Below are 12,439 nucleotides of genomic sequence, written 5' to 3' on the forward strand. Positions count from 1 at the left end.
GGACGGATTCGAACCATCGAAGGCAGTGCCGGCAGATTTACAGTCTGCTCCCTTTGGCCACTCGGGAACCCCTCCAGAGGATTTTTATACTTAGTAAGATGTTTTCCCAACTCATCTCCCAAGTGCGGAGCGAATCATAGCAAACTCGCTCAGGCTGTAAAGCGTTTTTCTTACGTTTTTACGTTGAATGCTGTCTTTTTGGGCAAAGATGGTAGAAAGTCAGCGTTTTGTTTGTCCTTTGAACAGAAGAGAAGCGCGCTTTTTACTTGAATTTACACTACTTGACGTTAAACACCGTATCTACTGATAAACTGTAAGCAGTTTAATGACATAAGTTTATTCGTTTAGAAGTCAATATCATGAGCATGAAAGCCACGTTATCGTTATCTGTTTTAACGCTTTCTATATTACTGAGTTCTCCATCGGTTTGCGCTGCGATGCGAGGAGGCTCAGCGGTTACCGTTGTGACTGAACAAGTAGAAACGCACGAGATCAATCAATCCTTAACTCTTATCGGCAAATTAAAGGCAGCGGAGTCTGTGGTTGTCGCATCGGAAGTCGCCGGCAAAGTGAATCAAATCGCTGTTAAAGCGAATCAAAATGTTCAGCAAGACCAGTTATTAATTAAGTTAGATGACGATAAGGCTCAAGCCGCTTTGATTGAGGCAAAGGCGTATCTAAAAGATGAACAGCGTAAGTTAAAAGAGTTCCAACGTTTGGTTAAGCGGAATGCGATTACTCAAACTGAAATCGATGCACAAAAAGCCAGTGTTGAAATAGCACAAGCGAGGCTAGATGCTGCTCAAGCCAATTTAGCTGATCTCCATATTACTGCTCCATTTTCTGGCACTGTTGGTTTTATCGATTTTAGCCGCGGCAAAATGGTCAGTGCGGGTACTGAACTTTTGACGTTGGATGATCTTTCCGTCATGGAACTGGATTTACAAGTACCGGAGCGCTATTTATCGATGCTTTCTATTGGTATGGAAGTCATCGCTAAAACCAGTGCATGGGGTAGCCAGATCTTTACTGGTCAAGTCACAGGTATTGATACGCGTATCAGCGCCGAAACACTGAATCTTCGCGTGCGTATTGAGTTTGATAACCCAGAAAATCAATTGAAGCCGGGCATGTTGATGAACGCTTCACTAGCATTTCCTGCTATTAAGGCGCCAATCATTCCTGTTCAAGCGCTTGAATACTCCGGAACTAAACGTTTTGTATATGTAATTGATGAAAACAACAAAGCTACTCGTCAAGAAGTGTCGCTAGGTGCTCGTGTTGGTAACGAGGTGGTGATCGAATCTGGTGTTGAGATTGGTGACAAGATTGTGGTTCAAGGCATTGTTAACATGCGTGATGGTGTCGAAGTGAAAGAAATTGTCGCGCCACTAAAAGCGAACACCACGGATGTGACACGCAATGACAGTGAATCGGATGAGGAAGAAAACTAATGTTACTGTCCGACGTTTCAGTTAAACGCCCTGTCGCGGCGTTGGTTCTGAGCATGCTGTTGTGTGTGTTTGGCTTTGTGTCATTCACCAAATTAGCCGTTCGTGAAATGCCTGATATAGAAAGCCCAGTCGTTTCTATCAGTACGCGTTATGAGGGTGCATCGGCGACTATTATTGAAAGCCAAATTACCTCCGTTTTGGAAGACCAGCTTTCTGGGATCAGTGGAGTTGATGAAATTAGCTCCACTACTCGTAACAGCATGTCGCGTATCACGATCACGTTTGAATTAGGTTACGATCTCAACACAGGTGTGAGCGACGTGCGTGATGCTGTGGCTCGTGCTCAGCGCTCGCTACCTGATGAAGCGGATGACCCTATTGTTTATAAGAACAATGGCTCGGGAGAGGCGTCGCTCTATATCAATCTCAGTTCTGCAGAGATGGACCGTACTCAATTAACCGATTATGCCGAACGTGTATTGATGGACCGCTTTAGCCTGATCTCTGGGGTTAGCTCCATTGATCTCTCCGGTGGTTTGTACAAGGTAATGTACGTGAAGCTTAAGCCAGAACTAATGGCTGGACGTTCAGTTACAGCTTCGGACATTACATCAGCTTTGCGAAGTGAGAACCTAGAAAGCCCAGGTGGTGAAGTTCGCAACGACTCAACGGTAATGTCCGTGCGTACGGCTCGTACTTATAACACGCCTGAAGATTTTCAATATCTTGTCATTAAACGCGCAAGCGACAATACACCTATCTATTTAAAAGATGTAGCAGATGTCTTCATTGGTGCAGAAAACGAAAACTCAACCTTCAAAAGTGATGGTGTAGTAAACATCAGTCTTGGTGTGGTACCGCAGTCAGACGCAAACCCGTTAGAGGTTGCGAAGCTGGTTAGGTCTGAAGTCGATAACATCCAGAAGTTCTTACCAGAAGGTACACGTCTTGCGATAGATTACGACGCGACAGTATTTATCGAGCGTTCAATCGAAGAGGTGTACAGCACGCTATTTATCACGGGCGGCTTGGTGATTTTGGTGTTGTACATTTTCATCGGCCAAGCTCGTGCAACCTTAATTCCTGCGGTTACGGTACCTGTTTCTCTGATTTCTTCGTTCATTGCCGCGTACTACTTTGGGTTTTCTATCAACTTGATCACCTTGATGGCGTTGATATTATCGATTGGTTTGGTGGTGGATGACGCAATTGTGGTTGTAGAGAATATCTTCCACCATATTGAACGCGGTGAATCGCCATTACTCGCCGCATATAAAGGCACAAGAGAGGTTGGTTTTGCTGTTATAGCAACAACATTAGTGCTGGTGATGGTGTTCTTACCGATCTCCTTTATGGATGGCATGGTAGGTCTACTATTTACAGAGTTTTCTGTATTGCTGGCTATGTCGGTCATATTCTCCTCTTTGATTGCCCTGACGCTGACTCCTGTATTAGGTAGTCAGATTTTGAAAGCGAATGTAAAACCAAATCGATTCAATGAAGCGGTTGATCGCTTGTTTAGCAAGCTTGAGAGTGGTTATCGCGCATTATTGAAAGGCACATTGAAAGTACGTTGGGCTGCTCCGCTGGTGATTCTAGCTTGTTTGGGCGGTAGCTATTTCTTGATGAATCAGGTACCGGCCCAACTGACTCCACAAGAAGATCGCGGTGTGATATTCGCGTTTGTGCGCGGTGCAGATGCTACGTCATACAATCGTATGTCAGCCAATATGGATATTGTCGAAGACCGATTGATGCCATTACTAGGGCAAGGTTATCTGAAGTCATTCAGCATCCAAACGCCAGCGTTTGGTGGCCAGGCAGGAGACCAGACAGGCTTTGTGATCATGATTCTAGAAGATTGGAACGAACGTGATATCACGGCTCAGCAAGCCCTTAACAAAGTACGTAAAGAATTGGCAGGTATCCCAGATGTTCGAGTGTTCCCATTTATGCCAGGTTTCCAAGGTGGTTCGAGTGAGCCAGTTCAGTTCGTATTAGGCGGCTCTGATTACGGTGAGCTCGTTGTTTGGGCTGAAATGCTAAAGAACAAAGCAGAAGAATCACCAATGATGGAAGGAGCAGAGATAGATTACTCGGAAAAAACGCCTGAGTTATTGGTTACAGTTGACCGACAGCGTGCCGCAGAGCTAGGAGTCAGTGTTCAAGACATTTCTGACACCCTAGAAATCATGCTCGGTGGTAAAAGCGAAACGACTTATGTTGAGCGTGGCGAAGAGTACGATGTGTATCTTCGCGGTGATGAAAATAGCTTTAATAATGCTGCAGATTTAAGTCAGATTTATCTGCGCACGAATAGCGGTCAGCTAGTGACGTTAGATGCGGTCACAAAAATTGAAGAAGTGGCGGCCTCTATTCGTCTTTCTCACTACAACAAACAGAAGTCTATCACTATTACTGCCAACCTGTCGGAAGGTTATACATTAGGAGATGCGCTGAATTACCTAGACCAGGAAGCCATCGACAACTTACCGGGTGACATTTCGGTGAGCTATTCGGGGGAGTCGAAAGACTTTAAAGAGAACCAAGCGAGTGTTGCTGTTGTGTTTGCATTGGCACTGCTAGTGGCGTATCTCGTGTTGGCGGCTCAGTTTGAAAGCTTCGTAAACCCGTTAGTGGTCATGTTTACGGTGCCGATGGGTGTATTTGGTGGCTTCCTTGGTTTGGTTATTATGGGCCAAGGTATGAACATTTATAGCCAGATTGGCATGATCATGTTGATTGGTATGGTGACGAAAAACGGTATTTTGATCGTAGAATTTGCCAATCAGCTACGTGATCGTGGCGTTGGGTTTGAAAAAGCGATCATTGATGCAGCTGCGCGACGTCTACGTCCAATCTTGATGACTGCGTTTACCACACTTGCTGGCGCAATTCCGTTGATCGTATCGACAGGGGCGGGTTATGAGAGCCGTATTGCCGTGGGTACGGTTATCTTTTTCGGGATGGGGTTTGCGACATTGGTGACCTTGTTTGTTATCCCGGCAATGTACCGATTGATTTCGGCGAAAACACAAGCACCAGGTCATGTAGAAGCAGAGTTAAACAAAGCAATTAGCCATGATACGAAGGGCCGTGTTGCCCACCCCTAGCAGTAGCACGTAAAGCTTTGATTGAAAACGCCGGGCAATTTTTGTTCGGTGTTTTTTTATATAGATAGTGATTACTTATAGATTTAATGATTATTTTTGTTTATTATTTCGCCACTTCTTCGAGGGGCACAGGACTCGCTCATCGTTTTGACTGAATGTTGGGTCTTGTTAGGTTTAATGCTAGGAAAGCAGCCTATGCCTATTATTATTGAGGTGTTTCCTTGAAAAAAGTACGTGGTAGTTACATGGTCGAAATGGTTTTAGTTGCAGGTGTTATGGCGTTGCTAGCAACTACCGCACTTCCAACGTTGACGAATGCATTAAAAGATCGTCAAGATGGTATTTTGCATTCTCTCGATGCTGGTCAACCAAGCAACCATGTGAACAAAGAGGCAACAGAAACGTTCTCTGTTCAGTAAGTGACGACATACTATAGAATCTAAAAGAAGCCGAGGTAAAACACTCGGCTTCTTTGTTTTTCAATTATGGAAACTTGGTGCTATCTAATGTTAGAAGCGTTTCCCTAGGCTGATTTGTACACCTTCGTAGCTGTCGTAAAAATCTTCAAAACCCATATCCGCGACATTATAAATGTACTCTGCGCGTAACCAGATATCTTTGCTCATATCCCAATGGACACCAGCACCGATGTTGAATAGTGCACCTGAATCATCTGTGACTTTTTGTTCGTTTGGAACATACATTTCAGCTTGAGTGCCAAGCGCAGTTACGCGACCAAACAGTGATAGTGGCGTATCGCCTAAGTTATCACTTGTTACAACAGCAGACATACCTGCTTGGTAATAGTGAAGATCTAAGTCAGTTTTTAGAGCATCGTTCTTAAGTTCATTTTGTGAATAGCGCAGAACCCCTTCAAACGCGAGGTATTGGTTTACATGGTAACCCCAGCCAACGGTGATATGTGGTGTTGACCACTCATTGTCTCTATCCGAGCCGAAGTACGGTGTATCAAAACCAACGTTACCAGTACCCAGATAAAAATAAGATTGATGAGCTTGTTCTTGAGCAGCTAAAGTTGGCACGCTAATGGTCAAGGCAGACAATAATAGAATGGCGTTTTTCATAACTAGACGATAACCTTGGTAAAAGACCGTTGTAATGATTTGTTTAAATGTTAATTTAATCAATAGGATGGATGGTAATTATCATATCAGCTTTTATCAAAGGTAGTGATTTTAGAGTGGGAATTGTTGCGCTAAAGCATACTTCTTACTCATGACTACCGACTAACTAGATATGGTGACGAAAGCTAGCTAAATAAGAGAGAAGGAAAGGAAAGTGGCTGAATTCAAATACAAAAACTTGACTCAAGAAGAACAAGATAAGTTAGACGCGGCGACATTTCGCCGTTTATTGGCGCATTTAGATGCCAACAAAGACGTACAAAACATCGACCTGATGATCCTTGCGGGCTTCTGTCGCAACTGCTTTAGCAAATGGTATAAATCTGAGGCTGAAAATCTCGGTTTGGATTTAGATATTGATGACGCTCGCGAACGTGTTTACGGCATGACTTACGATGAGTGGAAACAAAATCATCAACCAGCGGCAACTCCAGAACAATTGGCTGCGTTTGAAGCGCGCCAGAAAAAGTAAAACCCAGCGATAAAAACAGCCCGCATGAAGTTGGGCTGTTTTTTAAAGTCCAGTTTGCACGTTAAGCGTTAGTTGAGCCGCAACAAGCTGGCTCAACGCAACCTTTTGCTTGAATGACTTCGAGTTGAGCTAAGTAAGGTTGAATATCGCCGATGTTCTCTTTTACCCATGTTAAGTCATAATACGTATCTAGGTAACGCTCTCCAGAATCACATAGAAGCGTCACGATTGAACCCTTCTCACCGCGTTGTTTCATCTCACAAGCCAATTGCAGCACGCCGTAAAGATTGGTGCCTGTTGATGCGCCGACTTTACGCCCAATCAGCTGAGATACCCAATGGGCAGTTGCCACACTGGCTGCGTCTGGAATTTTGCGCATTTCATCAATGACACCAGCAATAAAGCTTGGTTCGACACGTGGTCGCCCGATACCTTCAATTTTGCTGCCAGTATCACCTTTCAATGAGTGATTTCCTGACTGGAAAGCGTCGTAAAACACTGAGTTTTCAGGGTCTACCACGCAAAGCTTGGTGTCGTACTTTTGGTAACGAATAAAACGGCCAATGGTTGCTGATGTGCCGCCTGTTCCAGGACTCATCACTACCCAGCTAGGAATCGGGTGATCTTCTAACTCCATTTGGCTAAAGATAGAGTTCGCGATGTTGTTGTTACCGCGCCAGTCAGTCGCACGTTCAGCATAAGTAAACTGATCCATGTAGTGACCATTTAGCTCTTGAGCCAAGCGTCGAGACTCGTCATAAATCTGATCTGAGCGCTCTACAAGATGCGCTTTACCACCGTAAAACTCAATTTGTTCAATCTTTTTACGTGCGGTGGTTTTCGGCATAACAGCAATGAACGGTAAGCCAAGTAAACGCGCAAAATACGCTTCCGAAACGGCAGTGCTGCCTGAGGACGCCTCGATTACAGTGGTTTCAGGACCAATCCATCCATTACAAATCGCATAAAGAAACAATGAGCGCGCCAATCGATGCTTAAGAGAGCCTGTAGGGTGCGTACTCTCATCTTTTAGATAGATATCGATACCATCAAGAGAAGGTAGTTCGAGTTTAAATAAGTGAGTATCAGCAGAACGTTGGAAGTCTGCTTCAATTTTACGCACTGCATTGTTGATCCAATTGTGGTCAGTACACATGGCGTCTCTCCTTGGGAAATCGATAGATAAGTATTAGATAGGGATAATTTATCTATAATTTTCGAGAAAAACTTTGCTATTGTTACTCTTAATAAAGATATCTGTGGAAAAATTTTCTACATTTTATGGGTTTTATAGAAATGAGTTTAGATCGAATAGATAAGCAGCTGCTTGCTTTACTACAAACCGACAGCACCTTGTCATTAAATGACGTGGCTGAGCGAGTCAATCTTACTACAACACCATGCTGGAAGCGCTTGAAAAGGTTGGAAGAAGAGGGCTACATCGAAAAACGCGTGGCGTTGTTAAGTGCAGAAAAGCTCGAGCTATCTTTCATTGCATTTGTTCAGTTAAAAACGATTGATCATTCCGAAGGTTGGTATCACCATTTTGTTACAACTGTGAGTGACTTTCCTGAGGTAATGGAGTTTTATCGTATGGCTGGCGAGTATGACTACATGATGAAAGTACTAGTCAAAGATATGAAGTGTTTTGACGAATTCTATAAGCGGTTAGTTAATAGCGTAAAAGGGCTATCTAATGTGACTTCAACATTTGCTATGGAGTCCATTAAATACACAACAGAGTTACCAATCCTAAAATAACTCGCCCTATAAGAATTCTATCTAATGTTAATTCTACCTTTTAGTTTTTTAAATGTTAAAAGGTAGTTTGATTATGCTTTTAAAACTATTTCCTACCAGATTTTTATAAATATAAACGATATTTATTCTCTCTTCTATTTTTCATTAACCATTTGTTTTTACAGTCCATTAATCCTGTACATCATAATGAAAGAAAAAATAACGCAATTTTTTCTCTTTCTTTTTCATGTTTTATTTTATTGAATATTAATTTTTACTAAATTAATGGAAGAGTTTGATTTAAACGTTTGCTTTTTGTTTTTTCATGTAATTTGGTCGCTATTTTTGAGTATTTGTTTTTAGGATTAATACAGTAGCAATTACTTAAGTAATAAAGTACTCAAAAATGGGGATAGTGATTAATAAAACATCGTATTATTATCGCCCCATCTTGTATGTAACAAAGTATTACTAAAAATGAACAGAAATTACTATTTGCTTTTTCTCGCAGCTTTACTCGCTGGCTGTGGCGGTGGGGGAGACTCTAAGCCGAACAATACGAAGACACCAACTACGATAACAAAGCAGAACCGTCCGCAATTAAAAGTGGAAGACACGGTATTGAAGTTTGAAGGAGTGGGAACGGTTACTGAAGCAAAACTGAGCAATGTACATGGGTCGGTATCTTACCAAGTCATTGACTCTAATCCGCCAAATGTCGTGAAAATTAATGACTCAGGAATACTACAAATTCTGCGCCCAGGAACGGCGACTATTCTTGCTACAGATAGTAGCTCTGCTTATGAATCTTCTGAAGCAAGATTTTCTGTCACTGTAGAGCGAGGCATCAATACTGAACTTTCAGTGAGTGATCTGAATTTCAATGCGATTGAGTCAGAAGGAAAAACGTTGATCGTCCGTGGCCAAAAAGGCGAACTGAGTTATGAGGTAGAAAGTGGTCATAACTTGATTCGTGTTGATGAGAACGGTTCGGTATATTCATTAGGTTCAGTTGGTCAGGCATCGGTGCTGATTACCGATTCAGGTAACGACTTTTACTTGCCGAAACAAGTTCGCGCTGCGGTTAAACTGCATGCAGTAGCTCCGGGGCAATTACAGTTCGCTTTGCTTGAAGACGAGTATCGAGAAGGGTTGACGTTAGAACCAGTGCGTCTAGATAAAGCTCAAACGCAACGTATTTCTTACAAAATTATAAATAGCGTACCAGACAGCAAGGTGGCCGAGTTGCTAGATCTTGAAACGGGTTTGCTTCTTGTTCATAATGTTGGTCGATTAACGGTTGAAGCGACTGCAACTTACAGCGACGCGTTTCTGGATAAACAGCAAACAGCGCAATTTTTTGTGGATATAAAACAAGGCAAGCGTCAAGAAATCAGCGCAGCGGATATCGTCACAACTTATGAGGAAGGTGGACGAATTTTCCCTAAGGTGACGAACGCCTACGGTGACTATGAGCTGAGAATCATTCGTGGTGAAGACGTTGTTGCTAAAACTGAAAATGGTGAAGCATTACTGATCAAAGGTGTTGGTGCTGCTGAAGTGGAAATTTACGAGCATGACATGCGTAATTATCCTGCAAGCAAAACTCGTTTTGATCTTGAAGTTAATCGCGCGCCTCATCCCGTTATAAAAGACATTGAAATGCCGCTTACCTATCAACCAAATCTTTCAATCCCTCTGGCGTTTAAAGGGCAAAAAGGTAACGTAAATCTAGTTAGCAGCTTACCTAATGGCTTACGAATGACTGACGGCAAGTTGGAGGTAGTGACTGCGGGTGAGTACGACCTTAAGTTTGAAGACGATGGTGGGGAGTTCTACCAACCTATTCAATTTAATGTCGTCATCAAAGTTGCAAAGGCTGAAGGCCAACCCATGGCAACGCACGATTATGACGTTGTATACAGCAACAAATACAGTTTTGATCTTCACCGTGATTTTGGTTTGAGTGCTGACGAGCAAATTGAGATTGTAGATAACACCGCACCAGATGTTGTCGGTGGTTTTAGTGAAGGACGTCTCCATGTGTATAAAGCGGGTAAAGCGACGCTAACTGTGCGCAGAAAAGAGAGCGCGAATTATACCGTTGGTCCTGATCAAAAAGTCTACGTGACAATTTTGAGTGCGCCGAGCCGAATTGAAGTTCAATCCGATGTGGAAGAGATTTGGAAGGTTGGCCAAACATTTGTTGCGCCGAAAATCTCTGGTACGGTTGGGGAAGTTACGTACCGATTTGCAGACAACGCAGCAACAGATGTAGTTTCCTTAAACAGCCAAACGGGTGCCATGCAAATTCTTAACGCGGGTAGCACAAAAATTATTGTTTCGGATGCGGGGGACGACAAAGTGGATCCGGGTGAAAGTAGTTTCTCGGTCACGATTAAACAAGGCACAAACCCTGTATCGGTTACTTACCCAACGGTAGAATTCTCCGCTGGTAGTGTTATCTCACCAGTGATGAGTGGTGGGACTGCGAAGGCAAGTTACCGTCTTATTAACCAAAAAGATCCTGTGGTCGAGCTAGTTTCCCCTGATACGGGGCGTTTGAAGATTTTGCACGCAGGCGAGTACCAAGTAGAGGTTACTCTTACTGGACGCAACTACAAAGCTAAAACAATCGTCGTAAATGGCACTATTAACAAAGCGAAGCACCCTGGTTTAAGTACTTCTACAATGAAGGTGGAATTTGAACCATTTAAAAAGGTTAAGCTAGATTTTGGTACACCAATAGGAAAACGCAGTTATCAAATATCCGGCTCAACAACTAACGGTGTCGCTTCATTAGATGTTGATAAGGAAGAGCTGACATTACTTGACCTCCCACCGATAAATAAACGTTGGATTTCTCTTGACGTTTCGGAAGGGGAATCTCGAGATTACGAAGAGCTGGAAAGTAAGAATGTTCAGGTTTTTATAAGCTTCGCTGACAAAGGTGTTGCGGATCAATATGAATTGTTTGAGAAAGAACAAACGGTGTTGATTAGTACTCTGAATAAGCTTGAATTTTCCAATTTAGAAGAAAGTGAGTTTGGTTTGATGAACGCTCGTTCAGTGCGTGAGCCAACGGACGAAGAATTGAAATTATACGGCAAAGGTAAGGTTGCGAAGCTTATATTTAAGCCGGTGGGTAACGATGACCAAACTCTAATAAAAGCTGCGTGGGTACATGTGGCTCGATTTGATGGATGTACATCAGAACTGTTCGAAGATGATCTCAAGCCTTTTGAAGCAATTGACTACGATGACCCAGGATACTGCACCAGCGGCAGCACGATTCGTATGACTCGGTTCTTAATAATTGATGACTCGAAGATGGAAAAGGTAGAGTATGAGTTAGTAGCACCTGTGATTACTTACCGTCGTGGGGTGCGTGAATTTTTAGCAACGAATAAAGGTGGATTCTATGCCGACCCAAATGTCATTTACGGGAAAGGCGAATATGGTTACCCGAAATCACTTTACGAATGGTCGGTTGTTAACATGAAGTATCAACCAAATTAATCATCGTTTGATACCCATTAAAAAAGGAGTGCGGAACAGCACTCCTTTTTTCGTCTAGCGAACACGAGCTATTTCGTGTAGCGCATCACCCCTTCTTGCACGGCGGTCGCCACTAAGTGACCTTGCTGGTTGTATATTTCGCCACGGACCAACCCACGAGTATTGCTCGCCGTTGGGCTCTCTATCGCATATAGAAGCCATTCATCCATCTTAAACGGACGATGGAACCAGATAGAGTGGTCAATGGTGGCCACTTGAAAGTTAGGCGTCATTAATGAGACTTCATGTGGATGCATTGCTGTCACAAGGAATCCCCAATCGGATGCGTAGGCCAGAAGGTACTGGTGAATTAGCTGATTCTCTGGCATTTCACCATTAGCACGAATCCAAAGGTACTGTTTGGGTTCTGCTTTTTTGGGCTTCAAAGGGTTGATAACCGTAACGGGGCGAGTTTCGATTGGCTTTTCCCCGCAAAATGTTTTGCGTAAGCGTTTGGGTAGAAATTCTGCAATATGGCTTGCGAGCTCACTCTCTGAGGCAAAGTTTTCTGGACCAGGGATATCTGGCATTTCTTTTTGATGATCAAACCCAGGTTGATCGCCATGGTAGGATGCGGTTAGGTAAAAAATAGGGCGTCCATTTTGAATTGCCTTTACGCGTCTAGTGCTAAAGCTACGGCCATCTCTCAGATTTTCTACGTCATAAATAATAGGTTTTTCTGGATCGCCAGGGTACAAAAAATAGCTATGGAAGGAGTGTACCGTGCGTGTTTCTTCAACGGTGTAGCGCGCAGCAGAAAGTGCTTGCCCAATTACTTGACCGCCATAAACTTGAGGCAAACCTAGGTTTTCACTTTGGCCACGAAACAAGCCTTCTTCTAATTTTTCGAGTTGTAGTAGGCTGAGCAATTCTCGTAGTGGTTTACTCATTGTGTCTCCTCACCGTTGTCTTTCATTCCAAGTTACCTCAACAGCCTCACTCTTGTGAAGTGGCATA

Annotated in this window: 9 protein-coding genes and 1 tRNA gene; 6 read left to right on the forward strand and 4 right to left on the reverse strand. The window is 43.2% G+C overall.

Annotated features, from left to right (window positions below; translation table 11 throughout):
- Window positions 1-67: transfer RNA gene (locus tag R7D93_RS07020), tRNA-Tyr, on the reverse strand.
- A 292-nt stretch (window positions 68-359) separates the two neighbouring features.
- Here R7D93_RS07020 and R7D93_RS07025 point away from each other — a divergent pair.
- The 3 genes from R7D93_RS07025 (at window position 360) to R7D93_RS07035 (ending at window position 4,986) form a co-directional block, all read left to right on the forward strand.
- Window positions 360-1,454, forward strand: coding sequence for an efflux RND transporter periplasmic adaptor subunit (locus R7D93_RS07025; RefSeq protein ID WP_005389959.1), 1,095 nt, complete (start codon window positions 360-362; stop codon window positions 1,452-1,454).
- Window positions 1,454-4,567, forward strand: a complete 3,114-nt coding sequence (gene vmeF / locus R7D93_RS07030; protein WP_213893667.1) for a multidrug efflux RND transporter permease subunit VmeF — start codon at window positions 1,454-1,456, stop codon at window positions 4,565-4,567. Before R7D93_RS07025 ends, vmeF begins: the two co-directional genes overlap by 1 nt.
- Before the next feature lie 221 nt (window positions 4,568-4,788).
- Window positions 4,789-4,986 carry a type II secretion system protein gene (locus tag R7D93_RS07035; RefSeq protein WP_031781369.1) on the forward strand — a complete coding sequence of 66 codons (198 nt, stop codon included), beginning with the start codon at window positions 4,789-4,791 and terminating at the stop codon, window positions 4,984-4,986.
- Window positions 4,987-5,076: 90 nt separating this feature from the next.
- Here R7D93_RS07035 and R7D93_RS07040 read toward each other — a convergent pair whose 3' ends face one another.
- A complete protein-coding gene (locus R7D93_RS07040) occupies window positions 5,077-5,652 on the reverse strand; it encodes a porin family protein (RefSeq protein WP_005378589.1) in 576 nt (191 codons plus the stop codon).
- 214 nt (window positions 5,653-5,866) lie between these two features.
- Between R7D93_RS07040 and R7D93_RS07045 the strand changes: the two genes are divergently transcribed.
- Entirely contained in the window at window positions 5,867-6,184 is a 318-nt protein-coding gene (locus tag R7D93_RS07045) for a DUF1244 domain-containing protein (protein WP_005378586.1), read from the forward strand.
- A 61-nt stretch (window positions 6,185-6,245) separates the two neighbouring features.
- On the opposite strand, the gene R7D93_RS07050 is transcribed toward R7D93_RS07045, so the two are convergent.
- On the reverse strand, window positions 6,246-7,340 hold the full coding sequence (locus R7D93_RS07050; RefSeq protein ID WP_005389952.1) for a PLP-dependent cysteine synthase family protein: 1,095 nt from the start codon (window positions 7,338-7,340) through the stop codon (window positions 6,246-6,248).
- Between the two features lie 140 nt (window positions 7,341-7,480).
- Between R7D93_RS07050 and R7D93_RS07055 the strand changes: the two genes are divergently transcribed.
- Both R7D93_RS07055 and R7D93_RS07060 read left to right on the forward strand, forming a co-directional pair.
- The gene (locus R7D93_RS07055) at window positions 7,481-7,945 is read left to right on the forward strand and encodes an Lrp/AsnC family transcriptional regulator (RefSeq protein ID WP_025998626.1); all 465 of its coding nucleotides are present in this window, start codon (window positions 7,481-7,483) and stop codon (window positions 7,943-7,945) included.
- Between the two features lie 456 nt (window positions 7,946-8,401).
- Entirely contained in the window at window positions 8,402-11,443 is a 3,042-nt protein-coding gene (locus R7D93_RS07060; RefSeq protein WP_225495514.1) for a cadherin repeat domain-containing protein, read from the forward strand.
- Between the two features lie 68 nt (window positions 11,444-11,511).
- On the opposite strand, the gene tesB is transcribed toward R7D93_RS07060, so the two are convergent.
- Window positions 11,512-12,372, reverse strand: a complete 861-nt coding sequence (gene tesB / locus R7D93_RS07065; protein ID WP_005378575.1) for an acyl-CoA thioesterase II — start codon at window positions 12,370-12,372, stop codon at window positions 11,512-11,514.
- Window positions 12,373-12,439: the final 67 nt, after the last annotated feature.

Source organism: Vibrio sp. YT-15, from assembly GCF_033337445.1.
In the GTDB taxonomy this organism is placed as follows: Bacteria; Pseudomonadota; Gammaproteobacteria; order Enterobacterales; family Vibrionaceae; genus Vibrio; species Vibrio alginolyticus.